This window comes from Methylobacter tundripaludum, assembly GCF_002934365.1.
GTDB lineage: Bacteria > Pseudomonadota > Gammaproteobacteria > Methylococcales > Methylomonadaceae > Methylobacter_A > Methylobacter_A tundripaludum_A.
In genome coordinates, this window is record NZ_PTIY01000003.1 from 271,516 (window position 1) to 294,586 (window position 23,071).

The window sequence follows — 23,071 nt, forward strand, 5'->3', positions numbered from 1 at the left end:
TAATGCTGTTGCTTGAACGGCATCCGAACCGCTTGCCCTAGAAAACGCTGATTAAATCCTTCGACAAGTTCAGGATGAATGGTAAGTTATTGATTTCTTTCGCGGTGAATTGTCGATTCCGTTCGTAGTGAATTGCCGCTTCCGTTCGTGGTGAGCTTGTCGAACCATGAGCGGAAGCGATTTGTTCAGCGCCACCCTAGATCAAACTCAGGGTAATTTAGTCATTTCCGAAACCTTGCCGTAATCAACCCCGACACTGATGATAAAGCTACTGGCTTCTTCGATATTCATCGTTGATTTAATGACTTTCGATTTATCGACGATCACCGTAAAACCGGAAGTCGGGTTAGGTGATGTAGGAATAAACAGCACGTATTTATCTTCGTGCCGGTTGGTCACATAAGCCGTCATCCACATGTCGTCTTTGGGATACTCGACATAAACCACTTCCTTCGCAATAGTCCGGTCATGGCTTGAAAACATATTGATAACCTTTTTAAGCACCCGGTACAGCGTATTGATTAATGGAATCCGGTCGATAACATGGTCGAACGCGGCAATAACCCAGGAGCGGCCTTCCTGGACTAATTTGTGGCCGATATAGATCAGAATGCTAAAACTGAGCGCAAAAAACAGAAGCGTATAGAGATAATTATCCGAATAGCCGTAAACCAATTGAAACAGATCGGAAACCCGGTCTTTTACAAAAATCATAATTTGCAAAATAATAACAATAGGAATAACCGCAAAAACACCGATCAGGAAATAATTCAACAGCTTTTTAATCAACTCTTTCATTGTTCTCTCCAATTTTTATAAGGATTTTGTTATTAAAAGGATACCTGAGGCCAACAGGAACAAGGCAAACAACTTGCCGTATTTTTCATTATCGATTCCTTTATAAAGCATTTCTTCCGTCAATAGAAACATCACCACAGCCACCTGAATAAAACTTATTCTATCTGCAAACGATACTGCAAACTCACTGCCGATCATCAATAACGTCGCCAACTGGCACAGGGCCAGCGTCGCATAGCTCGCCGCAGCAGTTACGCGTGTTTTGTTTTTTGGGTAATGCTTGCTGAAAATGATCGAGGTTAACATCGAACCGCCTAAATTGCTGACACCGTGAACCAGGCCCATCGCCATCAGATAAATCTTTTCGTACTTGACTATGGACTGTAGCGCTCTTTCAATAGCCGTCGAGGAACTTTTCAACGCCACCAAAATCAGCAATCCGCCGATCACCAGACTAAGATTGATTTTGACCGTGGTAACCGCCAGTAAAAACAGCACCACCAAAGGAATGCTGTAGACCAGCACATTTTTATAAAACCCGATATCAATATCTTGATAGTGCCTTAGCACTTGCAAAGCGCTTATCGCGATAGAAACCGGCAGCAACACGCCCAGCGTATCGACAAAGCCGTAACCGAGTAAAAGCAGCAGGGGCGTGCCGAATAATAATACGCCTACCCCAAAAACAGACTGAATGACAGACGTGGCGACAACCGTCAGTAAAATATCGACCGGCATTGAACTCCTCCTTCATTATTATTGTTGTTATTCCGGTGTTTCATTATACCCGAGAGCGCCGGCAGGCAAATTTATGATTGCCGTTTACGTTAACTTAAGAAAATCCGTTTTATTAATCTTTAACAGCCCCGGATTCCAAAAGGCCCGTCAAGCTAATTGCGATTAAACGGCGCAATGCCGATCAAACAGAATAGGTTTCACAGCGCTCCCGCAAGCCGTATAAGTTCTGTCGTTTGTTGACGTATTTGGGCGACAACCTGTTGATCCATCTGCTGCAACCAACGCCCTGGAATCTGCCCAATGCCGTATTTAGCGCCTGCCAGCATGCCGGCCAACGCACCTGTGGTGTCGGCATCCCCGCCCTGATTAACGGTTGCAATCAGACAAGATTCGAAACTGTCGGTGCTGAAAAAATAATGCAAAACCGTCTGCACGGTATCGACAATATAGCCCGAGGCTTTGCCCGGATAAGGACTATAGGCAAATTCGCCGTATTGACCGATCAACCGCTCGGCTTCCTGTTTGCAAGCATCCATCTCCTGCCCGTTGATTAAACAATTGACGATCCGTCCCAGCGTTAACGTGGCCGCATTGGACAACGGATGGTTATGGGTAATATGGCTTTGTTGCAAACTCCATTCGCTAAAACAGTCAGGCCGGTTTAAGGTCGCCAGCACCACCGGCAGGTTACGCATACACGCGCCGTTTCCCGCATCGCCATCGCGAGGCAAACCGAACAGTTCGCCGCTATCCCGATAACGGATGATACCGCGCTGGCAGGTATCGCCTATATCCGGCGGACCGCTTTCCAACCAGGCGACAAAATTATCGGCGACAGCCCGAATGTTCCAGCCCTGATGCTCGATAATGGCCTGTCCTAGTGCAAGCGACATTTGCGTGTCGTCGGTAACTTGGCCCGCTTCCAGGCCCAGCCAGCCGCCGCCGATCATATCCCGATGCACGCCGTAGCGTTTTTGGATTTGTTTCGGCGACATAAACTCGACCGTCGCCCCGAGCGCATCGCCGCAGGCAAAACCCAAATAAGCGCCCAAGGCCTTGTTTAATATCTTCTCTGTAGACATACTTCCCCCTAACGCCGCACTTTAACCCGGTAATCGCCGCCGATCACCAGATATTCGGCTTCGCCATGCAAGGCATGGTGCGGCAGCAGTTCACTGAAAAAAACCAGTTTAACCATCGGCACTTCAACCTCCAGAATATAAGCACCGAATTCACTGGCAATGCTGCGGCGGTCGGTAAAGGAAACAATATTATTGAATCGCACGATTTTATGGGTTTTATCTTCATCCAGAACCAGCCAATCATCATCCAGTGAATTGACGCCGCGATAAAGGGTTTTATGCGTCGCCGCCGGAAACTGAAAACGTTCAATAACCCACTGGCAATATTCGTAAAGAAGATCCAGCTGCATGTAAATGCAGTTGTTGTGATAACGGCTGTTCATCTTTTCTTCGATATACATGACCCAGTCCTTGCTGATGAAACTGGCTATGCGCTGTTTATGATAAGTGGGAAACAGTCCGAAGCGGCTTTCGACCCAGCCTTTAAAAACCGCGCCCTGAGCATTGTTTGAATCCAGCCCCCAATCCTGGATTAACCGGAGATAACTGTTACGGTAACGCCGCCTTCCCGAATGATCGTTGCCTAATCGTTGCTCGGTTTCAAAGCCGAAAACGATGCACATATAGTCTTGAAATATCCGGCCGCAATCATCGCGTGTCGGCTGCCTGAGCAATTGCTCAAACAAACCTGAAGCCGATTCGCGGGTGCCTGCAATATGCAACGGTATGGGATTTTCGTTAAAGGCATGACTGGCCATGCAAGCCGTCGCCAAACCGATTAAGTTGGTGCTGTGGCCGTATTGGGAAATATCGGGCATTGGTTAATTAGGGAAAATCTTCTGGCTATGAGCGGGTGAAACAATTTTTGCATCAAATGGTTGGTTTAGCCAGAATGTGTTCGAAAATCGGGCATTTTAAACGGGGCATTATGGCCTACCTGCGTCACTAGGAGTGCAAGCTTTGCTTGCGAAACAGGCGAAGCCTGTACTCCAATTTACCCCGTCCTAAGTTACCACCGTTCAATACCAAACTTACGGCAACATTTTCGGATTTCATCACAAGCCACACCTAAATCCGGCTCATCGGCTAATAAGCAAAAACAATTGTTTAATATGCCAAGATACTCACGTTCTCAGCTTTCTTGTGTATTCAGCTAAATATGACGCAAGGAACCATCGTTCATATTAATACTGAAGGCGCGACCGAAACCAATAATGTATCGCCCATTTTCCGGTCGCAATGCAAACAAATGAAAATCCGGTAACGAGCCCAGCACACTAACAACCTCGCCAAACTTATCCTGCAAGGCCTGTATCCGGTCTGCGTAAATTACATCATCCCGGCTTATTTCCGAGACACTGCAACTTAACACCGCCCGTTCTCGGGCAAAAAGGTTAGGCGATTCGGATTCCGGGCGGATAAACAATATCGATGCCTGCGGGTTATTCAGCAGATTAACCGTGTGGCAAGCCATCTCGCTGACATAGATATAAAAGACTCCTTCATCGTCCCGCACAAAAGGCGCGTAACTGATGTCTGGAACGCCGTTTGCTGACGCCGTCGAGAGTAATAGCGTTTGCTGCGACGCCATCAGCTCCTGATAACGTTGGGTAATGTCTTCAAGCTCTTGTTTGCTTATTTCGCTCATTGGTAATCTCCGGCAAGCGCGGTACTAGCTCCCAAGCTGGAGAGAGTGTGAACCAGCGAATTGTATGGAATATGAACAACGACAGTTTTTCAAGCGAGGCGGAAATTAGCAATCATCGCACACGCACAGCGTACCGAAGTTGCGGTGAATTGCCTATCGGCGAATCATCCCTACAGAGTTAATCAGTCTTACAGCGTTAGTTCCGAGAATATCAAACCGTTTGCGTGTCGCTATCTTCAAAGCTGATATAAATTTTTTTACCGATAGCGGCGGCGGCTTTGGTCAGCGTTGCCAAGGTAACGGAATGGCAATTAGGATCGAGTAATCTATCCAATTGAGCGCGGCTGGTTTTCATGCGTTTAGCCATTTCACTTTTGCTGATATGCGTTTCAGCCATCGCCTGCGCAATCATGCAGGCAATCACTTTTTTTATTGCCGCTGCTTCCACCTCTTCAAAAATACCTTGTTCCTGAAGAAAATCATTAAAGTCAGAGCCAATATGTTGGTTCATTTCGTACCCCTCAATATTTTTAATCTACCCTTGGCAAGCTCTAGTTCCTGCTTCGGTGTTTTTTGGGTTTTCTTGATAAACCCATGCAGAAGCACCAGCGATTCACCCTCGACCACAAACAATACACGAGCAATTCGGTTTGCCAGTTTTGTGCGAACTTCCCAAATGTCGCCATCAATATGACCTACCAAGGGCAAACCCAACGGCCAACCATATTGAGCAGCTTTAATGTCTTCACCTATAGCTTTTCTTTCATCTTCCGGTAAAGACTTAAGCCAATCACGAACAGGCTCAGACCTGGAAGCTTCTTGCTGGAAAAACTTAACCGAAAGTTTTGGGCTGCTCTTGATTGCTTCAGCTAGTTGTTTGTGTATCATTTCTGGTGCACTCCTATGGAATTGTACATGAAACATTCTGAATAAGATAATCTTTCTGTAGTTAGTATTTAAGTAAACAATCTTTCTATAAATAGCATTTAAGTAAACAATCTTTCTGTAGTTAGTATTTAAGCAAACAATCTTTCTATAGATAGTATTTAAGTAAACAATCTTTCTATAGATAGAATTTAAGTAAACGATCTTTCTATAGATAGCACTTAAGTAAACAATATTTCTGTAGATAGTGCTTAAGCAAACAATCTTTCATAGTTAGTATATTAATGAGTAATATTTATACAGGAAAAAAAGATACATTAGATTATTCTCTATAAGTAGAATGTATATTAGACAGTCATCACAAATAGACAATATATAGATGCATATATAGATAAAAATACATTGAAAACGCCTTTTTCAATAAATACAACAAATTGATTTATATAATAAAATTAAATTTGTTATAAATTTTTATAATTAAGCTTGCTGCAACAGCACTGCCTCTACTATACTCGCCGGAAATATTATAAACAACTGGATAAAAAATCGTGATTGATAAAAATATTACCGCAATAATTTCTTATTTAGCGAAAGATCCTCTTATCTTTGCTCTGGTTATTCCTGCGCTGCTAATATACGGAGGTATTCAGTTCGTAAACGCCGGTATATCGGCACAGGTATTTTTCGTCATTATTAGTATATTTGCGGTTATCCTTGCGAGGTGGATTATCAATCTGATTATTACGAATGGAATTAACCGATGAAAAAGTCGAAGAAATTCGCCTTTGTAAACGATGCGGCCGAAAGAGAATATAAAGATCTACCCGATAAAATTCAGGATGAGTTTGGTAAAGATTTAAGACGGATTCAATTTGACGAAGAGCCAAAATTACCAATCACCCATTTGGATAGTATTGGAGCTGGCGTTATTGAATTGAGAAAAAACGGTAGCCCGGCTTTTCGTTGTATCTATGTGGCAAAGTATCAGGATGCGGTTGTTGTGCTACATGCTTTTGCCAAAACCACGAACGGCGTTGATCGGCAAGCCATGAACGTGGCCGAGCAACGATTAAAAGAGTTGCTGGCAGAGCTAAAGAAAATTCACTGAGTCGTTTTAGCTTTTATAACCATAGTGGCTTGTTGCAATGATGGCATAGACCAGCTTACCTGAAAGCCGAGCTTATCGAGCATATCGAATAAAGCATCGATGGTGAATTTTTCAATTTTGGCGTTTACCAAATCGGATATGCGCGATTGCTTGACGCCAAGCTGTTCAGCCGCCTGCGCCTGCGTCCATTGTTTGCTCTCGATTAAACGGCTGAGCATGATAGATAAATCCATTTTCATGACCATTTTGCTTGCCGTTTCCGCATCGTGATTAACGTGAAACGGGCTGTCATAAAATTTTAATGCCATGATCAATGTCCGGTAGTGGCTAAGAATCTGTGTTTTAATTATATATAATTTTAGATAATTGCGTTTAAGTGATTAGCTCTGTAGGCCGAAATAAGCCGGTTCGAGCGATAGCGAGAACAGGCGTTTCCGGCAAACACCACCCAAACTGAGCAATCTCCTGTGGTGATACTTGCCGTCTGTTTCGGTATCGCCATCCATGGCTTCTCGGTAATTGCTCCGTGCATTGCTCTACCTCCTGCATCCTTGCAGTCGTGGATCCCGGCAATCCCTGCCGGGATGACGTGCTTTAAAATACTTGTGCATAACGATGAGGGCAACGCGTGGGAACGAGACAAATCAATCCACCGGAAATATCAAATAATCCGTCCACTTAACTTCGCCGCCCGCTTGGTCGGGGCTGGGCAGCATTGCCACATTCCAGCCGCCCAAGGCTTTGACCAGCTGCACCGAGGCTGACATCCGGTTGCTGTGCAGCTGCACGGCGGTCTGCCGATTGGACAAGGCCGTCGTCTGCGCTGTCATCACATTCAGGTAACTGACGGCTCCCGCCTTATACTGATTAATCATCAGCGCCAGCGCCTGATTGGCTGCGGCGACCGCTTTATCCTGCACCTGCGTCTCTTCGTCCAGCGCGTAGGATGGGTACGACTGGATGGATGCAGGAGGTAGAGCAACGCAGGAGCAGTTGCCGAGAGCGGTAGCGAAACCCATCAACTTCAAATCAGATCCGAACTCACAATTGCCAATCCCTGCCCAATCCACGGGCAATATACCCAAACGAACATACTGGCAAAAAGATGAATACGGCCAATCGGACACATTCTAGCCAGTAGGAACTGCCGTATAAATAATCAAGAAAAGAGCCGTTTCAACAATTCATCTCGCGTAAGCTTGAAGTGCGATTCGATACCGCTAAAAATCGAAGCCAATGTACCGATTTTTAAAGGATTATGAACCGGAATAGTTAGGTGATGCTCGCCGTTCTCAAAAGTTGTCAGGCGAATGTGGCTTCCGGTCTGGCGGGTGATTTGGTATCCGAGTCCGGCAAGCGCTTTTGCAAGCTGGATTCCATTAATGTCGCGGGGGAGTTTCAAACTGCGATGACTTCTTCGCGAACGAAATGCAGGCGGATCATCTTGGGTTTTTTGTCTTCATCAAAATGGCAGCGAACCGCATCTTGGACATTGGCATGGAGTTCTTCAAGATTGTCCGCGTCTGTATAAATCGATTCGCCGAGCGCCTTGGCCGTATAACCGCCTTCCGGGGCATCTTCTACAATAAAGAAAATTTCGTTCATATCTGCTCCTTTGTCTGCTACGGATACTAACAAAGTATCGGTAATCATGCAAAAACCAACAAAAATCGCAATTTCATTCAGGACATTTGGAGCCGCGACTTCAGTCGCGGCGATGACCGTTATCTTCTCCGCCTATGTATGAATTAACCTAGAAAAATCAGTTGAGCATTCCAAACCCCGTTCGCCCTGAGCCCAGTCGAAGGGTGAGCGGGGTTTGGAATGCTCACCAAATGGGTGGAGCGTGAAATCCGCTCATGCTTCGACAAGGCTCTCCTGAGTGTAGCCGAAGGGCTCAGCACGAACGGATTTCACTTGTTCCAACTGATTTTGTTAGGATTAACTCAATCCATCACACCACTTGCGAGTGTGCATTTCAATACCCCCCAACAATAAAAACACTACTCCGCCCCCCGCCCTGCTTTTCAACCACCACCTTCGCCCCAATCCGCTCCACCAAAATCGGCACATGCGAGATAACACCGACTTTCCTGCCCAAGGCTTGCAGGGTGTCCAGGCTGGCAATAGCGATGTCCAGCGTTTCCGGGTCCAGGCTGCCGAAACCTTCGTCGATAAACAGCGATTCGACCTGGGTTTTATTCGATGACAGCGACGCCAAGCCCAAGGCAAGCGCCAGCGACACCAGAAAGCTTTCGCCGCCGGACAGGCTGTGTACGCTGCGCACGTCGTCGGCCATGTCGCGGTCGATGATTTGCAGCTCCAGGTCGCTGCCCGGTACGCGTTGCAGGGCGTAGCGTTTGGCGAAGTCTTCAAGATGCTGGTTGCTGTGCGCCAGCAACGCTTCCAGGGTCAGGCTTTGGGCAAAGGTACGGAACTTGGCGCCGTTTTTCGAGCCGATTAAGTCATTCAGGCTCTCCCATTGCTCCCAGCGGTTTTGTTGGCTGTCCAGTTCCGCTTTTAAAACATGCCCGGTTTCGATTTTTTTATCGTCTTCCCGCAGCAATATGACTTGCTCTTCTTTTTGGCTATGCGCGATCTGTCTTTGCTGTTGCAATTCGGCCAAGAGTTTATTGGCGTCTTCTTCAACTATTTCGACAGCGTGGCTTTTGTGCTTAACGCAATCGTCGATTTTAACTTTTAATAAGGCCGCAGACTCTTGCAAAGCGCGCTCCAGCACTGCCATTTGGTTTTTCCGTTCAGATAGCCAGTGCTCGTCTTTTTCCAGTAGTCGGCTTAGTTGGTCAAGATCGATGGCCTGCTTTTCCAGCGACAGGTTCAACTCAGTTAGAGCTTTTTCCAGGTTGCTGTAGCGCCTGCCGGTCTCGGCTTGCCAATGCTGCTGATTTTGCTTATGGGCTGCCAACTCCGTTTCCGCTTGGTTAACTGTATTAACGGCCAGCAGGTGGCCAGCTCTTGCGGTCTGTACGTTTTGGTTAATAGTTTGCTGATAAATGTCGGCAGTCGCATTGGGCAATACCGCCTCGCGCTCGACCGATAATTTTTGCTGTTCATCCGTCCGGGCCTTTAACTCGGCCTGTTTAATTCCGTGTTGGTGCAGGCATTGTTTTAGCGATTGCCCGGCAAGCTTTTCATCATTGTTGATTTTTTCCAGGGATTTTTCGGCGGCGTCAATCTGACCTTCGGTGCGCTGGAATTGTTGCGCTATTGCCGCGCAATCCTGCCTGAACTCTACTGTAGAAGCCTGCAAGCGAAATTGCCAATTTTCCAAATGTTGGAAGGGTATCGCCAGTAACTCGACAATCGCTTTCAGTTGCTTTTCCAACTCCAGAATTCCGGCTGAGACATGTTCCAGCTCGGCTTTATTTTTGGCGTACTGCTTATCCAGCACGACGTGTTGGTCAGCTAAGCTATCTTTGTTCAGCTTGGCCGCATCGAATAAATCCTGTGCCGCTTTAAGCTGCTTTTGTAATTCCAGAGCCGATTTTTCCTGCTGCTTGATTAACGCCAATGCGGAATTGATCTGTTCGCCGTGGTTTTTAAGTACAGGCAAAAGCTGAACATCGGTGACAGCAAAATCGACCTTATCGTCCATAGTCAAAGCGGCCCAATCGTTGCCGCATTGAATCAATGTTGTCTGCGCCTCCGCCAGCTTGTCTGCCAGCGCTGTTTGTTGCTCCTTGCCTTGGCTGGCGCTTTTGGTCAGTTCGGCGACAGTTTTAATCAGCGTTTCATTTTGATTTTCCAGTTCGGCGACTCGTGCTGCCTGCGCTGCGGCATGTTCATTGCCGATGCCGGCATGTTCTTTCCACGGATGTTCAAGCGCTCCGCAAACCGGGCACGGCTGACCATCTTGTAACAAAGCACGGAATTGCTCGGCGTTTTTATGCGTTGCCGCTTGTATCAGTTCCAAGGCTTTTTTGGCTTCAGTTAGAGCGACACCATTAGCCATCTGTTGCTGACTTAAGATTTGCAGTTGCCGCGTATTATCATTAATCGCTTGCTCGGTAGCGGCCAACTTATCCGTGTCCTGTTTGATACCCTGTTGCAAAGCCTGTGCATTATTTGCCAGACTCAATGCCAGGTTGGCCTGCTCGCGCTTGATTTCAAGCTCGTCTTTAGACCGATGCAGGTCTTCAAGAGATTTTTGGCTGTCCTGTGTTTTCAGTTGCGCCAGTGCCTGTTGATGCAGTTCCAGTTTTTTGTGAGCGTCATCAATCGCCTGTTTTAATTCCGCCAAACTAAGCTCATCCTTGGTAACCGCCAGCCGCAGCTGTTCAGAATTATGTTCGGCATCTGCTTTTCGAGTATTCACTGTCTGGTAGCGTTCCAGCTCGGCATCCCATCGGCTCCATTCTGTTGCAATGGGTTTGATCGCCTGATTTTGTTCCAGCCAGATAGCAAGCTGTTGCAGTGCGGTAGCTTGTTCGGCTTGTTGAATTAATAAGGATTGATGGTCTTTTTCGGCGCTGTCCAACGCTTTAAGCAATTGGCTTTCTTCAGCAGCCAAAGCACCGACAGCCTGCCGGATCACATCGATGCGGGTATCCAAAGCCCGCGCTTTAATTAATAGTGGTTGCGCCTGCTGTTGCCGCTGTTCGGCTTCAGCTAATGCTTCTGCCTGTGCGGCTAACTGTTCCTTTGCGCTTTGCAGTTTTATTTCAGCGGTTATTTGCTGATTGCCGCTGTCTTTAAGTTTCTGTTCGGCATCGCGGTGTTCGATGTTTGCGGTTTGGTAATGGCTTAACAGCGGTCTTAACGGCTGCGCGGCTTCGACTTGCCGTATCAGCTGACGATCGGCTTCGGCCGCATCCCACGCCTGTTGACTACCGGCAAGATTGTCACGCGCATCCTGTTCGGCTTGTCGCAGTTTTTTCAGTTCGGCATGCCAACCGATGATTTTTTGGTTGGCTGCGATTTGCTGATCCAGCTCGTCCAACTGGCTGATGAATTGATCCCGTTGCTGTTCCAGTAGTTGACGGGCTTCTGCATCCAGCGGGATTTGATCCTGCATCCTGTTTGCAATTTGGCTTAGCGCGTCTTTTTCCTGTCTGGCCCGCTCGAATGCGGCCATCGACAGCTCGGAATAAAGTTCGGTGCCGGTGATACGCTCCAGCAAACTGGAACGCTCGTCTTTTTTGGCTTTTAAAAATGCGGCAAAGTCGCCCTGAGCCAGTAACACCGAGCGGCGGAACTGGTCGAAGTTAAGATCGATCAATTCGCTAATTATTTCCAGGGTGTTTTTCTTGCCCTGTCCGATGCGCTGGCCGTCGTCTATTTTACTTAATGTGACTTCTTGCGCTTGCAAGCGGCCATCCGCTTTGCCGCGGGCTTTGCTGACTTCCCAACGCGCCCGGTAGTGATGTTTGTCCTTGCCGATGAAATCCACTTCGGCATACGCGTTGCCGGTACCCCGGCGCAGTATCGAGCGCACGTCGTTACTGGTCACGCGCAGATTTTCATCTTCATCTTTATGGCCTACCGCAAAACCGTGGCCGTCCGGCAGGCGCGGGATTTTGTCGTATAACGCCAGACATAAGGCATCCAGGATCGTGCTTTTCCCTGCGCCGGTTTGGCCGGTAATCGCAAATAACCCGGCCTGTTCCAGCGGCCCTGCATTCAGCAAAATCTCAAACGGTTCGGCTAGGCTTGCCAGGTTTTTTCCGCGTATCGCTAAAATGCGCATTATTCGGTTCCTTGCAGGCTTTCAACCAATTCGTTAAATAGCGCATTCATGGCATCGGGCGCTTCCTTGTCATATTTGTTTTGATAACAGCGCTGGAAAACATCCAACGGTTGCAGTTCTTCGAGGCGTTCTTCGATTTTCAGGTCGGCCAGATTTTTTTCGCTGCCGCTGTAAGCGGTGGAGACTTTCAACAGGCGCACCGGCAGTTTGGCGATGACTTCTTCAATCTGCTGGCGCAATCCGGGTTCCGGTTTTTCCAGCCTGATGCGCAATTCAAGCAGCGGCCGTTGCTCGATCGGCAGATCGTCCAGCGTCAGGTTTTCCAACTGCCCGATCACATCGGACAATACGGCAAAATCCTTACCGTTGGGAATTCTTAATAATTGAACACTGCGGGGGATTTTAACGGCGATGGTTTCAACCGGCTGGCCCGCCCGAATATCGACCTGAACGACCTGATGCGAATAATCGGTTTCATCAAACGACAGCGGGATCGGCGAACCGCTGTAACGGATATGCTCGTTTGCGCCGACCCGTTGCGCCAAATGCAAATGGCCTAAGGCCACATAAGCGATGTCATCGGGAAACAATTCAACCGGCAGCGCATGCTGGTTGCCGCCCAGTATTTTGCGCTCGCTTAATTCGGACACCGCGCCGTTGACCATATAACAATGGCCGGTCAGGATCAGGCTCTCGGCATTGCCCGCTTTTTGTTGCAGCTTTTCAAATAATTCTGCATACAGTGTTTTCATGCCGGAGATTAACGGATCGCTGTCTTGTTCGCCCGTTGGCAAGTCGGCATTGCGCAAAAACGGCATCGCCCCGCACCAGGCTTTGATCTCACTCTCCGCATTGGTCAGCGGCACCAGCAGGCGCTCCCAATCGATATTGCCTTGGTCGCCCCGCGACAACCCTCCGACCACGGTGACGCCCAGCGCATTGAGTATCGGGGATGGCGCATCCAGCCGGGATGCGGAATCGTGATTGCCGCCGACTAAAATAATATCCAGATTCGGCAGCCGGGTTCGGGCTTTGACCAGGAAGTCGTAAAGCTGCGACTGCGCGGCAGAAGATGGATTTGCCGAATCGAAAATATCACCGGCAACAATCAACGCATCGGCCTGCTTGTTGTGCATTTCATCCAATAGCCAATCCAGAAACTGCTGGTGTTCCAGTTGCCTGGATACGCCGTGTAGATGGTGGCCGAGATGCCAGTCTGCGGTGTGGAATATTCTTAACATTCGTTTCCTGTTTTAAAGGGGGATGACGATATAACCTCTTGCTTGCAGCCTATAGTCCTAACTACAGTTCTACCCAAAATGATTTCTTTGAGTGGTTTTAATTTAAATCGCGACTGTGCACAAACTCGGTTATATTTTTAATGACCACATCAAGACATTCTTTAATCTCATGGCCCCAAACTCGAATGACCAGCCACCCCATATCTGTAAGTTGCGATGTAACCCGAAGATCCCTTTCAATATTTACCTTAATTTTTGTTTTCCAAAATTCTGCATTGGTTTCCGGTTTTGTGCCATGAATAGGGCAACCGTGCCAAAAACAACCATCAATAAAAATGGCTACCTTTCTTTTGGGGAAAACGATGTCCGGTTTACCCGGTAGTTTGAAATTAATTCTATAGCGCAAGCCGGCTTTCCATAAGGCCCGTCTTAATTTCATTTCAATACCGGTGTTTTTATTGCGAACACTCGACATACAACGCCGGCGTTGTTCGGATGTAAGTGTATCGGTCATCGTCTATTAAGAGCCGCGTTCTTTCCTATGAACTTCGTCGTGACAGATATTACAAAGTGTTATTAGGTTTTCTGCCGTATTGTCCCCGCCCTTTGCGTGGTGTTTTTTATGGTGTAATTCCAAAATACGAGGGTCGGCTTTGTTCCACTCATTAATATGCCAACTGCAATGTAAACATTGATAGGAATCTCTTCTTAATACTGCAAATCGAACAGGGTCAGGAATCAACCGGTCATGTACCGGCGCTTGACGATCCATCTCAAGCAAATAAACCCCGACAGGCAAATCAGGGCGTCCGGTTTGTTTAGTTACCACGGGCCACCCATATTCTGTGCGAAGTTCCCTGACACGTCTCGGCCAATCTGTAATATTGGCAACATAACTTATTTCTTCTCCGCTAACGGAAACGCCAACATTTTCACGTAAAAAAAGAAGTATTTTGTCTCGTGCGCTTATTTTTTGTTTACGAATATCATTGGCGAGCTTCCAACGATAAGCCGCATCACGATCCTGCCTATCTTCAAGAAGAATATAATCATCAGGCGACATTTGTTCGAGTGCCTTTATTTCTTCCGTCTGACCGGCTTCGTTAGCCTCTTTTAAAATTTCATTGATAGTAACCCCGCTTACTATCGCCCAACCGTATTCAACTCGAAGCTCCCGGACACGTCTTGGCCAATCATTGATGCCGGCAACTACCGATAATTCTTCCCCGGAAATAACAGCCCCCGGATAATGCCGAAAATAAGCTAAGATTCTATCCCTTGCGCTTTTGGCTTCTTCAGCGGGTATTAGAGAACTGCCAAGGTCACGTAGGACACGATAAGCCGGAACAAGAGCAATGACTTTTGAGCGAAGATCATTTTCCAAAAGTTTTTTTTCAAAATTGGTAATGAGTTCCAGAAGCTCTTGTCTGAGAGTTTCAGGGTTTGCCGGTTTTGACCGCCTCGCCATATTTTTAATTTCCTTTAGTTAAGCCACAGCTATTTGGGATGCATCCAAAACTGCTTTTATTTCCCGGGCAATAGCACCAGCCAAAGGCGGGGGAACGGCATTTCCAATTTGGCGAGCTATTTCCGTTTTTGATCCGTAAAAAATAAAATCATCTGGAAATCCCATTAAACGAGCCGCTTCCCTATGTGTTATGGGACGATGTTTTTCGGGATGTAAATAACGCCCTTTTTCCGGTTTAAAAAATTCGGTTCTTATTGTTACAGAAGGCCTGTTCCACCAAAGTCTACCGAAAAGGTCGGTTCCGCCGCTTTTTTTCCTAATCCAACACTGCGGAGTGATATGAGGCGCGTTTTTTTGCAAATCAAATCGGTTTCCACCGGGTGGTATTGTTTTGTATCTCTCCAAGCTCATGGGTGTTGGATTTCTTCCGAAGTGCAAATCAAGGGGTGGATTGCATTTGCGAATTTCCGTGCCAACAGGTTCCGGTAAATCACCAATAGCTCTATGAACCGTTAACCAATCGGGTAAATTATCGCTTGTATCAGGTGCGGAGTGTGTTTGTTGGGGAGGGAAAGATATGGGGTGCAAAATGCTGTTCGACTTCCAGCCAACAATAATAGTTCGGCGACGGGTTTGCGGAGCTCCGTAATTTGCGGAATTAAGTATTCCCGCTTGCACAGTGAAGCCGTTTTTTTGGGCTCGTTTTTGTATTTTGTCGAATTCCGCAGATTTCAATAAACCATCTACATTTTCAATTACGAATATTTTAGCTTTAGATTGCTCGACAACATCCATAAACGGTTCCCAAAGAACGCGTCTTTCATCGCCGTGTCGCTTCTTATTAAGCAGGCTAAAACCTTGACATGGCGGGCCGCCAATAACAAGATCGGTTTCCGGTATAACGGGTTTTTTGGCTAACCAATCTTCGATGTTTGTACAAAGGCTGTGCTCACCAAAATTGGCGTTATGGGTTTTTACAGCGGCAGAGTCATTATCAATACTGTATATACATTCAAATCCTCCGCAAAATCTTGGATCGGTAAAACCAAGCGTCAATCCGCCGGCACCTGAAAATAGATCAATTATCTTGTACTTCATTATTTTTTAGTAAAAACTATCTTTTTTAAATTCCATCGATAAAGAAACTATGCCGCTCTCTGTTCTTGCAAAGGCAACAGCCCGGAAACACTGGCTTCTAACACCACCATCTGCACAAGATGATTATTAGCATCGTAAGACAAAACAACATTCCAATCCTGCGTTGTTTCTCTAACGATAGGGTTGTCGCTAAAATGAAGTTCCAAAATATCGTCTTCAGGATAGTAGATTGTTTTCATAATTCATTCTCGAAACTAAAGTGATACATCACTGTTTTAACAATAATCGCTTGATCCATGACCACTGCGGCACAAAGTAAGTTATCGGTTCGATGTTGATAGCACTTTGCTATCCATGCATGCTTGTCGTCTTTATAGCTTAACCGCCCTGTTTCGATAAGGTCACTTAACAATTCCTTCGAAATATCACGTTCAATCATGCGTTTTTGAGCATGTTCCGTTACGTGAATAATTTTATTGAAGCGTTGACTATGCACGGTTTAACCGACTGTTTATTTGCTGGGTGAGTTTTCATGCTACCCGCCGCCGTGTTTCCGCGTCAATAACTTTAGGCATGCTGTTTAGCCCGACATTTGTCGCTTCGATATGTCGGGTTACGCTACGCTAACCCGACCGACATTCATCTATTTGAAAATTTTCGTGCTTTTTGTGTTTTTCGTGGACAAAATGTTTTTCAGGCTCAAGAAAGCCCCAAAACATCCTGCATATCGTACAAACCACTGCCCTTGTCGGCCAGCCAAACCGCCGCCCTGACCGCGCCGTTGGCAAAGGTCATCCGGCTGGTGGCTTTGTGGGTGATTTCCACCCGCTCGCCGTCGTCGGCAAACATCACGGTGTGTTCGCCGACGATGTCCCCGGCGCGTATGGTTGAAAAGCCGATGGTAAGCCGGTCGCGCTCGCCGGTATTGCCTTCCCTACCGTAAATCGCGCACTCTTTCAAATCCCGGCCTAACGCGTCGGCTATCACTTCGCCCATGCGTAATGCGGTGCCGGACGGCGCATCGACTTTATGCCGGTGATGGGCTTCGATCACTTCAATATCGGTGTAATCGCCCATGACTTTGGCGGTCATTTCGAGCAATTTAAGTGACAGGTTGACGCCGACGCTCATGTTGGGCGCCATTACTATCGCCACGTCTTTAGCCGCTTCGCTGATTCGGGCTTTTTGCGCGTCGCTGTAGCCGGTGGTGCCGATGACGATCTTTTTTCCGGCCTCGCGGCAAGTCTCGATAAAAGCCATTGACGCATCGGGGCGGGTAAAATCGATCAGCACGTCGAATTGATCGACCACGGACGCCAAGTTATCGACGACTTTAACGCCGACGACGCTGATGCCTGCCAGCTCGCCTGCGTCCCTGCCTATCGCAAGACTCTCGGGACGGGAGACCGCAACGGCCAATTCGGCATTTTTAGCCAACGCCGCCGCCTTGATCAAGCAAAGACCCATGCGACCGGACGCACCTACTACAGCAATACGCATCATGACTTATCCTGTTAATTTGTCGAAAAAGCTTTTTACGCCATCGGTCCATGAGGATTCTTGAGGGCTATGGTGTTTGCCGCTGCCGGACAGGGATTCGCTGAGTTGCTCAACCAATGCTTTTTGTTCTTTGGTCAGATGTACCGGCGTTTCAACCTGCACCTTACATAACAAATCGCCGACGGCTCCGCCTCTGACCGGCTTCACGCCTTTGCCGCGTAGCCTGAACAGCTTTCCGGTTTGCGTTTCGGCGGGGATTTTCAACAGCACTTTGCCGTTCAAGGTCGGCACTTCCAGCTCTCCGCCCAAACAGGCGGTGGGGAAACTGATCGGCACTTCGCAATATAAATTCGCGCCATCTCGAGTAAAAATCTCATGGTCTTTTACCTGAACCTGAACGTATAGATCGCCTGCCGGCCCGCCGTGCTCTCCGGCTTCGCCTTCGCCGGCCAAGCGTATGCGATCGCCGGTATCGACGCCTGCCGGGATTTTTGCGGACAGGGTTTTATTTTCCTGAACCCGGCCCTGACCGTAACACACGCCGCAAGGATCTTTGATCTGTTTGCCGGAACCACGGCAGGTCGGACAGGTTTGCTGTACCGAGAAGAAGCCCTGCTGCATCCTGACTTGGCCGTGGCCGTGACAGGTTGAACAGATAATAGGGCTGGAACCTTTTTTAGCGCCTGAACCGCTACACTCGCCACAGGTAACCAGCACCGGCACTCGGATTTTGGCATCGGTGCCGAATACGGCTTCTTCAAGCGTTAATTCCAGGTTGTACCGCAGGTCCGAGCCGCGCTGGACGCTGCTCCGCTGCCTGCCTCCGCCGAAAATATCGCCGAATATATCGCTGAAACTTTCACCGGCTCCGAATCCGCCGAATCCGCCGGCGCCACGTCCGCCACCCATCGATGCATCGACTCCGGCATGGCCGAACTGGTCGTAAGCGGAACGTTTTTTAGGGTCCGATAAAACTTCGTAAGCTTCTTTAATCTGCTTAAACTTGGCCTCAGCTTCTACCTGGTTGTCTTTATTCCTGTCCGGGTGATACTTCATCGCCTTGCTGCGATAGCTTTTCTTAATCTCTGCATCACTGGCGTTTCTGTCTACACCGAGAAGCTTGTAAAAATCTTCTTTTGCCATGGTTCAATATTCTTTTGTTAAATTTTGGTGATTATCATTGTCTGATATTGCCCCGGATACCCCGTGAAGAGGATAAAAGACGGTTATGTTGCTTTACGGCAATGTCACTGGGGTAATGCGCCCTGCGCATCGACTTAAAAGTCCGTTTACTTGATCAATAATCCATGATTAATAAACCAGAAAAAGGACACGAAGAACACAAAGCTTTTTCTTCGTGAACTTCGTGTCCTTTGTGGTTTTATGCATTAAGTTAATACATAGGGGGATATATCTTACCCCATACCTGCATTTTACTTCTTATCGTCGTCTTTGACTTCTTCAAACTCGGCATCGACAACGCCGTCGTCCGCAGCATGCTCCGAAGAAGCATGCGAGCTTGACGCTTCACCTTCCGACGCCGATTTTTGTGCGTAAACACGTTCAGCCAGTTTGCCTGACAACTCGGTTAAATCATGAGTTTTGGCTTCAATTTCCGCTTTATCGTCACCTTTAACCGCAGTTTTCAGTGCTTCAATCGCATGTTCGATGCCGGTTTTTTCATCGGCGCCGACTTGATCGCCCAGTTCTTTCAATGATTTTTCAGTCGCATGAATCATTCCGTCGGCGTGGTTGCGCGCCGCCACCAATTGCGTCAACTTGCGGTCTTCGTCAGCATGCGCTTCGGCATCTTTAATCATGCGTTCAACTTCTTCATCCGATAAACCGCTGGACGCTTTGATCACAATCGATTGTTTTTTGCCGGTCGCCTTGTCTTTGGCCGACACGTTCAAAATACCGTTGGCATCGATGTCGAATGCGACTTCAATTTGCGGCACGCCGCGCGGTGCGGGCGGAATATCGGACAGGTCAAAACGACCCAACGATTTATTCGCCGATGCGACTTCACGCTCGCCTTGCAGTACGTGAACGGTTACTGCCGTTTGATTGTCGTCCGCGGTAGAGAAAACCTGCGATGCATTGGTTGGGATCGTGGTGTTTTTCTCGATCAGCTTGGTCATTACGCCGCCCATTGTTTCGATACCCAGCGATAAAGGGATAACGTCCAACAGCAACACGTCTTTAACTTCACCACCCAGAACGCCCGCCTGAATCGCCGCGCCCAAAGCCACCGCCTCATCGGGGTTAACGTCTTTGCGCGGCTCTTTGCCGAAAATGGCTTTAACCATTTCCTGAACTTTCGGCATACGGGTTTGACCGCCGACCAAAATCACGTCGTTAATATCCGATGCGGATAACTTCGCGTCTTTCAAGGCCATTTCGCATGGGCCTTTAGTGCGATTAATCAGCTCTTCAACCAGCGACTCCAGCTTGGCGCGTGTCAACTTAACGTTCAAATGTTTAGGACCTGATGCGTCCGCAGTAATGTAAGGCAAGTTCACATCGGTTTGCTGGCTTGAAGACAATTCGATCTTGGCTTTTTCCGCCGCTTCTTTTAAACGCTGTAAGGCCAATGGATCGTTATGCAGGTCTACACCGCTTTCCTTTTTGAATTCCGACGCAAGAAATTCAATGACTCTTGAATCGAAATCTTCACCGCCCAGAAAGGTATCGCCGTTGGTCGATAACACTTCGAATTGGTGCTCGCCATCTATTTCGGCGATTTCAATGATCGAAATATCGAACGTACCGCCGCCTAAGTCATAGACCGCGATTTTGGTGTCGCCTTTAGGTTTGTCCATACCGAAAGCCAATGCGGATGCGGTCGGCTCATTGATGATACGTTTAACTTCAAGTCCGGCGATACGGCCGGCGTCTTTAGTCGCCTGACGTTGCGAGTCGTTAAAATAAGCCGGTACGGTAATAACCGCTTCGGTGACTTCTTCGCCCAAATAGGCTTCGGCATCTTTTTTCAGTTTCATCAAGACGCGCGCCGAAACTTCGGGAGCCGCCATTTTTTTGCCATGCACTTCAACCCAGGCATCGCCGTTTTCGGCTTCGACGATTTTATAAGGCACCATTTTGATGTCTTTTTGCACCACATCGTCTTTAAAACGACGGCCGATCAAACGTTTGATCGCAAATACGGTATTTTTCGGGTTGGTAACCGCCTGACGTTTTGCCGACTGCCCTACCAATACTTCATCGTCACTGGTAAAAGCGATAATGGAAGGCGTAGTACGCGCTCCTTCGCTGTTTTCAATCACTCTTGCGACGCCGTTTTCCAACACCGCAACGCACGAGTTTGTTGTTCCTAGATCTATGCCGATTATTTTAGCCATTGAGTTCTCCAGACTTGAATTTATTTAAAAAAGTAAAAGTTGTTACAGATATAAGGCTGCTTTATTTGATTTCAAGCCTGTTCATCGATGCTGGGAATATCCGCCGGCTTTTTTTCGGCTGCTTTGGCAACCAAGACCATCGCGGGACGGAGCAAACGTCCGTTCAACGTATAGCCTTTTTGAAAAACGTTAACCACCGTATTCGGCTCGGCGCCTTCCACCGCCTGCATGGCCATGGCCTGATGCAACTCGGCGTTAAAAGGCTGGCCGATCGGATCTATCGTTTCAATTTTGAATTTTGCAAATACTGATTCGAACTGTTTAATCGTTAATTCGCTGCCTTCGCGGAATTTTTTCACTTCCTCGCTATCGCCTGTTGCCGCCTGTAATCCCAACACCAGACTGTCTAATACGGGCAATAATTCCTTGGCAAAACCCGTTAGAGCGAATTTATGTGCGTCTTCCAAATCCTTTTGCGTTCTTCTTTTCAGGTTCTCCATCTCCGCCTGCGCGCGAACCGCTTTGTCCCAGTTCTCCTGCGCTTTTTGCTCAGCCTGGGCCAATGCCTGCTGTAACTCTTCAATCGCAGGCTCGTGCTCGGCTAATTCGGTATGCGGTTCTGCAACCGTTTCGCTTTCAGTTTTAACCTGAGATCCAGGCGCTTCCTGATCAGTACTCATTATTCATAGCTCCTTAATATTTAAAATTAATACCCATGCCGGACGGCACAAGAAAATGGATATTATTTATAGTGGGGTCGTTGATTTCGGATTCAAGGCGGCCCCCAACAATTTCGCCGTCACATCGACAAAAGGAATGATTTTCTCGTAGGCCATGCGCGTCGGCCCGATCACGCCCAGAACACCGACCACTTCATCGCTGACCGAATACGACGAGGTCACCAGACTGCAATGATCGAAAGCCCGATAACCGGATTCTTCGCCGATAAAAATCTGTACACCCTCGGCTTTCATGCACTGATCCAACAAATGAATAACGCCCTGCTTTTGGCTGAATGCTTCAAACAGCCCTTTTAGCCGTTCCATATCCGACAATTCGGAAAACCCCATTAAATTGGTTTCGCCGGTCAGCACATAATCGTCTTTTTTATTGTCCCGATCGAACGCCAATTGCGCCATTTTTACCGCATCCAACATGCCCTGGTTCATGCGCTCCTGATCGTCTTGCAAGTCCTTTAAAACGGCTTTGCGCACCGCATTCAGACTACGGCCGGAATAAATCGAGTTTAAATAATTGGCCGCTTGCTGTAATTCGGCGGAACTGAATACTTTGGAGGTATGGATGATTTTATTGTGAACTTCCTGCTCGTTGGTAACGAAAATAACCAACACGCGGGTATGAGATAAAGGCAGGAACTCGATATGCCGCAAGCACACCAGCTCTCTTTTAGGCAAGGTCACCACCCCGGCCATCTGCGTTAATTCCGACAGCAGTCTCGATGCGACGCCGATCATATCATTGCTGTCATCGCTTACCGACAAGCCCTGATGCAACCGAGTTAAATCTTTCGATTCCAGCGGCTTAACCGTCAACAAGGTATCGACAAACAAACGGTAGCCGCTAACCGTGGGCACCCGCCCTGCCGAAGTATGCGGTGAATGCACCAGCCCCAGATCTTCCAGGTCGGCCATCACATTGCGAATCGTTGCCGGACTTAAATTTAAATCCGAATCTTTTGCCAAAGCCCGCGAACCGACAGGCTGACCATCACTGATGTAACGCTCGACCAGCGTTTTTAAAAGCTGTAGCGACCGCTCATTTAAAACTTGCGTATTACCCACACTTACCTCTGCGACCATATTTAGCACTCCATTAACACGAGTGCCAGCGAGGCAAATTATCAGCTCATCAACCTATTGTCAATAAACCTAAAAACCGGTTAATGTTTATATTTCCTTGATATGCCAGTCGCGTCATATCAAAACCATCCGCTCATCTTTCCCGCCGATTTTATTTTTACCCAACCAAAACATTGTAAAACGACAGGCTAAGTGTTTTGCTTCAAATACTCTCTTACAAAATCCATTGATGAAACGACGCCTTTTATGAGCTGGTTTTCCAGTATGACAATGTGATGAATTTTGTGTTCTAACATTAATGTGGCGGTTTCTCTGGCGGATGTATCAGGATTTACAGCGATGACTTTATGCGTGCACAATTCCCAAGCATGTTCAGCTTTGGGATTTTTCCCCTTTTCATAAAAATGCACAATATCCGGATAAGTGATAACACCAAAGCAACGTTGCTTCGAATCAACAACGAGCGCACAACACGATAACTTGTTTGCATCCATCTTTTTTTCAACCATATCAATAGTCTCGCTCATATCTACTGTCGTGATATGTCTATTCATTAATAATGATATTGGTCTATCCATAAACATTAATGCCTAACATAAAACCAGAAAGCCGCAAC

The 23,071-nt window shown here is 47.5% G+C and carries 27 protein-coding genes; 2 read left to right on the top strand and 25 right to left on the bottom strand.

The features are described 5' to 3' along the window. Positions 1-207 precede the first annotated feature (207 nt). The 7 genes from B0F88_RS05520 to B0F88_RS05550 form a co-directional block, all read right to left on the bottom strand. Positions 208-798 carry a DUF502 domain-containing protein gene (locus tag B0F88_RS05520; protein WP_104422937.1) on the bottom strand — a complete coding sequence of 197 codons (591 nt, stop codon included), beginning with the start codon at positions 796-798 and terminating at the stop codon, positions 208-210. Positions 799-813: 15 nt separating this feature from the next. Continuing rightward, positions 814-1,536, bottom strand: coding sequence for a hypothetical protein (locus tag B0F88_RS05525; protein ID WP_104422938.1), 723 nt, complete (start codon positions 1,534-1,536; stop codon positions 814-816). A gap of 197 nt (positions 1,537-1,733) precedes the next feature. Next, entirely contained in the window at positions 1,734-2,618 is an 885-nt protein-coding gene (gene draG / locus B0F88_RS05530; RefSeq protein WP_104422939.1) for an ADP-ribosyl-[dinitrogen reductase] hydrolase, read from the bottom strand. Between the two features lie 8 nt (positions 2,619-2,626). Further along, positions 2,627-3,436, bottom strand: a complete 810-nt coding sequence (locus B0F88_RS05535) for an NAD(+)--dinitrogen-reductase ADP-D-ribosyltransferase (protein ID WP_104422940.1) — start codon at positions 3,434-3,436, stop codon at positions 2,627-2,629. A gap of 335 nt (positions 3,437-3,771) precedes the next feature. Next, the gene (locus tag B0F88_RS05540) at positions 3,772-4,266 is read right to left on the bottom strand and encodes a HugZ family pyridoxamine 5'-phosphate oxidase (protein WP_104422941.1); all 495 of its coding nucleotides are present in this window, start codon (positions 4,264-4,266) and stop codon (positions 3,772-3,774) included. A 211-nt stretch (positions 4,267-4,477) separates the two neighbouring features. Next, a complete protein-coding gene (locus B0F88_RS05545) occupies positions 4,478-4,777 on the bottom strand; it encodes a helix-turn-helix domain-containing protein (protein ID WP_104422942.1) in 300 nt (99 codons plus the stop codon). Next, positions 4,774-5,154 carry a type II toxin-antitoxin system RelE/ParE family toxin gene (locus B0F88_RS05550; protein WP_104423010.1) on the bottom strand — a complete coding sequence of 127 codons (381 nt, stop codon included), beginning with the start codon at positions 5,152-5,154 and terminating at the stop codon, positions 4,774-4,776. The genes B0F88_RS05545 and B0F88_RS05550 overlap by 4 nt, the downstream gene beginning before the upstream one ends. Positions 5,155-5,699: 545 nt before the next feature. Here B0F88_RS05550 and B0F88_RS05555 point away from each other — a divergent pair. Both B0F88_RS05555 and B0F88_RS05560 read left to right on the top strand, forming a co-directional pair. Next, positions 5,700-5,915, top strand: a complete 216-nt coding sequence (locus B0F88_RS05555; RefSeq protein WP_104422943.1) for a hypothetical protein — start codon at positions 5,700-5,702, stop codon at positions 5,913-5,915. After that, positions 5,912-6,259, top strand: a complete 348-nt coding sequence (locus B0F88_RS05560; protein WP_104422944.1) for a type II toxin-antitoxin system RelE/ParE family toxin — start codon at positions 5,912-5,914, stop codon at positions 6,257-6,259. Before B0F88_RS05555 ends, B0F88_RS05560 begins: the two co-directional genes overlap by 4 nt. Here B0F88_RS05560 and B0F88_RS05565 read toward each other — a convergent pair. The 18 genes from B0F88_RS05565 to B0F88_RS05645 all read right to left on the bottom strand — a co-directional run bounded on the left by B0F88_RS05565 (position 6,253) and on the right by B0F88_RS05645 (position 23,033). Next, positions 6,253-6,567 carry a helix-turn-helix domain-containing protein gene (locus tag B0F88_RS05565; RefSeq protein ID WP_104422945.1) on the bottom strand — a complete coding sequence of 105 codons (315 nt, stop codon included), beginning with the start codon at positions 6,565-6,567 and terminating at the stop codon, positions 6,253-6,255. The genes B0F88_RS05560 and B0F88_RS05565 overlap by 7 nt on opposite strands. Before the next feature lie 72 nt (positions 6,568-6,639). Then, positions 6,640-6,765 carry a hypothetical protein gene (locus B0F88_RS19640; RefSeq protein ID WP_258076564.1) on the bottom strand — a complete coding sequence of 42 codons (126 nt, stop codon included), beginning with the start codon at positions 6,763-6,765 and terminating at the stop codon, positions 6,640-6,642. 138 nt (positions 6,766-6,903) lie between these two features. Then, a complete protein-coding gene (locus B0F88_RS05570; RefSeq protein WP_258076565.1) occupies positions 6,904-7,278 on the bottom strand; it encodes a TolC family protein in 375 nt (124 codons plus the stop codon). A gap of 140 nt (positions 7,279-7,418) precedes the next feature. Then, positions 7,419-7,661 carry a type II toxin-antitoxin system HicA family toxin gene (locus tag B0F88_RS05575; protein ID WP_104422946.1) on the bottom strand — a complete coding sequence of 81 codons (243 nt, stop codon included), beginning with the start codon at positions 7,659-7,661 and terminating at the stop codon, positions 7,419-7,421. Next, entirely contained in the window at positions 7,658-7,864 is a 207-nt protein-coding gene (locus B0F88_RS05580) for a 2-oxoisovalerate dehydrogenase (RefSeq protein WP_104422947.1), read from the bottom strand. The genes B0F88_RS05575 and B0F88_RS05580 overlap by 4 nt, the downstream gene beginning before the upstream one ends. Before the next feature lie 373 nt (positions 7,865-8,237). Further along, the gene (locus B0F88_RS05585; RefSeq protein ID WP_104422948.1) at positions 8,238-11,966 is read right to left on the bottom strand and encodes an AAA family ATPase; all 3,729 of its coding nucleotides are present in this window, start codon (positions 11,964-11,966) and stop codon (positions 8,238-8,240) included. Then, entirely contained in the window at positions 11,966-13,207 is a 1,242-nt protein-coding gene (locus B0F88_RS05590) for an exonuclease SbcCD subunit D C-terminal domain-containing protein (RefSeq protein ID WP_104422949.1), read from the bottom strand. The genes B0F88_RS05585 and B0F88_RS05590 overlap by 1 nt, the downstream gene beginning before the upstream one ends. 97 nt (positions 13,208-13,304) lie before the next feature. Continuing rightward, the gene (locus tag B0F88_RS05595; RefSeq protein ID WP_104422950.1) at positions 13,305-13,721 is read right to left on the bottom strand and encodes a very short patch repair endonuclease; all 417 of its coding nucleotides are present in this window, start codon (positions 13,719-13,721) and stop codon (positions 13,305-13,307) included. Between the two features lie 6 nt (positions 13,722-13,727). Continuing rightward, positions 13,728-14,675 carry an HNH endonuclease gene (locus tag B0F88_RS05600; RefSeq protein ID WP_104422951.1) on the bottom strand — a complete coding sequence of 316 codons (948 nt, stop codon included), beginning with the start codon at positions 14,673-14,675 and terminating at the stop codon, positions 13,728-13,730. Positions 14,676-14,693: 18 nt separating this feature from the next. Next, positions 14,694-15,773, bottom strand: a complete 1,080-nt coding sequence (locus tag B0F88_RS05605; RefSeq protein ID WP_104422952.1) for a DNA cytosine methyltransferase — start codon at positions 15,771-15,773, stop codon at positions 14,694-14,696. A 47-nt stretch (positions 15,774-15,820) separates the two neighbouring features. Next, positions 15,821-16,012 (bottom strand): DUF2283 domain-containing protein, encoded by a 192-nt coding sequence (locus B0F88_RS05610; protein ID WP_104422953.1) that lies wholly within the window; start codon positions 16,010-16,012, stop codon positions 15,821-15,823. Then, positions 16,009-16,269 (bottom strand): DUF4258 domain-containing protein, encoded by a 261-nt coding sequence (locus B0F88_RS05615; protein ID WP_104422954.1) that lies wholly within the window; start codon positions 16,267-16,269, stop codon positions 16,009-16,011. The genes B0F88_RS05610 and B0F88_RS05615 overlap by 4 nt, the downstream gene beginning before the upstream one ends. A gap of 203 nt (positions 16,270-16,472) precedes the next feature. Then, positions 16,473-17,276, bottom strand: coding sequence for a 4-hydroxy-tetrahydrodipicolinate reductase (gene dapB / locus B0F88_RS05620; protein WP_104422955.1), 804 nt, complete (start codon positions 17,274-17,276; stop codon positions 16,473-16,475). Between the two features lie 3 nt (positions 17,277-17,279). Beyond that, on the bottom strand, positions 17,280-18,416 hold the full coding sequence (dnaJ, locus tag B0F88_RS05625) for a molecular chaperone DnaJ (protein WP_104422956.1): 1,137 nt from the start codon (positions 18,414-18,416) through the stop codon (positions 17,280-17,282). A gap of 290 nt (positions 18,417-18,706) precedes the next feature. Next, on the bottom strand, positions 18,707-20,635 hold the full coding sequence (gene dnaK / locus B0F88_RS05630; RefSeq protein WP_104422957.1) for a molecular chaperone DnaK: 1,929 nt from the start codon (positions 20,633-20,635) through the stop codon (positions 18,707-18,709). 71 nt (positions 20,636-20,706) lie between these two features. Further along, positions 20,707-21,315 carry a nucleotide exchange factor GrpE gene (gene grpE / locus B0F88_RS05635; RefSeq protein ID WP_104422958.1) on the bottom strand — a complete coding sequence of 203 codons (609 nt, stop codon included), beginning with the start codon at positions 21,313-21,315 and terminating at the stop codon, positions 20,707-20,709. A 66-nt stretch (positions 21,316-21,381) separates the two neighbouring features. Beyond that, a complete protein-coding gene (gene hrcA, locus B0F88_RS05640) occupies positions 21,382-22,437 on the bottom strand; it encodes a heat-inducible transcriptional repressor HrcA (protein WP_104423011.1) in 1,056 nt (351 codons plus the stop codon). A 206-nt stretch (positions 22,438-22,643) separates the two neighbouring features. Beyond that, the gene (locus B0F88_RS05645; RefSeq protein ID WP_181049839.1) at positions 22,644-23,033 is read right to left on the bottom strand and encodes a CBS domain-containing protein; all 390 of its coding nucleotides are present in this window, start codon (positions 23,031-23,033) and stop codon (positions 22,644-22,646) included. Positions 23,034-23,071 lie beyond the last annotated feature (38 nt).

What these genes read in the sequence shown, in the direction of transcription:
- B0F88_RS05605 (WP_104422952.1), bottom strand. Translation starts at nt 15,773, where the DNA reads ATGAAGTACAAGATAATTGATCTATTTTCAGGTGCCGGCGGATTGACG.
- B0F88_RS05585 (WP_104422948.1), bottom strand. Translation starts at nt 11,966, where the DNA reads ATGCGCATTTTAGCGATACGCGGAAAAAACCTGGCAAGCCTAGCCGAA.
- B0F88_RS19640 (WP_258076564.1), bottom strand. Translation starts at nt 6,765, where the DNA reads ATGGATGGCGATACCGAAACAGACGGCAAGTATCACCACAGGAGATTG.
- dapB (WP_104422955.1), bottom strand. Translation starts at nt 17,276, where the DNA reads ATGATGCGTATTGCTGTAGTAGGTGCGTCCGGTCGCATGGGTCTTTGC.
- B0F88_RS05580 (WP_104422947.1), bottom strand. Translation starts at nt 7,864, where the DNA reads ATGAACGAAATTTTCTTTATTGTAGAAGATGCCCCGGAAGGCGGTTAT.
- B0F88_RS05560 (WP_104422944.1), top strand. Translation starts at nt 5,912, where the DNA reads ATGAAAAAGTCGAAGAAATTCGCCTTTGTAAACGATGCGGCCGAAAGA.
- B0F88_RS05645 (WP_181049839.1), bottom strand. Translation starts at nt 23,033, where the DNA reads ATGGATAGACCAATATCATTATTAATGAATAGACATATCACGACAGTA.
- B0F88_RS05595 (WP_104422950.1), bottom strand. Translation starts at nt 13,721, where the DNA reads ATGACCGATACACTTACATCCGAACAACGCCGGCGTTGTATGTCGAGT.
- B0F88_RS05565 (WP_104422945.1), bottom strand. Translation starts at nt 6,567, where the DNA reads ATGGCATTAAAATTTTATGACAGCCCGTTTCACGTTAATCACGATGCG.
- B0F88_RS05545 (WP_104422942.1), bottom strand. Translation starts at nt 4,777, where the DNA reads ATGAACCAACATATTGGCTCTGACTTTAATGATTTTCTTCAGGAACAA.
- dnaJ (WP_104422956.1), bottom strand. Translation starts at nt 18,416, where the DNA reads ATGGCAAAAGAAGATTTTTACAAGCTTCTCGGTGTAGACAGAAACGCC.
- B0F88_RS05570 (WP_258076565.1), bottom strand. Translation starts at nt 7,278, where the DNA reads ATGGGTTTCGCTACCGCTCTCGGCAACTGCTCCTGCGTTGCTCTACCT.
- B0F88_RS05540 (WP_104422941.1), bottom strand. Translation starts at nt 4,266, where the DNA reads ATGAGCGAAATAAGCAAACAAGAGCTTGAAGACATTACCCAACGTTAT.
- grpE (WP_104422958.1), bottom strand. Translation starts at nt 21,315, where the DNA reads ATGAGTACTGATCAGGAAGCGCCTGGATCTCAGGTTAAAACTGAAAGC.
- B0F88_RS05550 (WP_104423010.1), bottom strand. Translation starts at nt 5,154, where the DNA reads ATGATACACAAACAACTAGCTGAAGCAATCAAGAGCAGCCCAAAACTT.
- B0F88_RS05525 (WP_104422938.1), bottom strand. Translation starts at nt 1,536, where the DNA reads ATGCCGGTCGATATTTTACTGACGGTTGTCGCCACGTCTGTCATTCAG.
- B0F88_RS05520 (WP_104422937.1), bottom strand. Translation starts at nt 798, where the DNA reads ATGAAAGAGTTGATTAAAAAGCTGTTGAATTATTTCCTGATCGGTGTT.
- B0F88_RS05590 (WP_104422949.1), bottom strand. Translation starts at nt 13,207, where the DNA reads ATGTTAAGAATATTCCACACCGCAGACTGGCATCTCGGCCACCATCTA.
- B0F88_RS05600 (WP_104422951.1), bottom strand. Translation starts at nt 14,675, where the DNA reads ATGGCGAGGCGGTCAAAACCGGCAAACCCTGAAACTCTCAGACAAGAG.
- dnaK (WP_104422957.1), bottom strand. Translation starts at nt 20,635, where the DNA reads ATGGCTAAAATAATCGGCATAGATCTAGGAACAACAAACTCGTGCGTT.
- B0F88_RS05535 (WP_104422940.1), bottom strand. Translation starts at nt 3,436, where the DNA reads ATGCCCGATATTTCCCAATACGGCCACAGCACCAACTTAATCGGTTTG.
- B0F88_RS05610 (WP_104422953.1), bottom strand. Translation starts at nt 16,012, where the DNA reads ATGAAAACAATCTACTATCCTGAAGACGATATTTTGGAACTTCATTTT.
- draG (WP_104422939.1), bottom strand. Translation starts at nt 2,618, where the DNA reads ATGTCTACAGAGAAGATATTAAACAAGGCCTTGGGCGCTTATTTGGGT.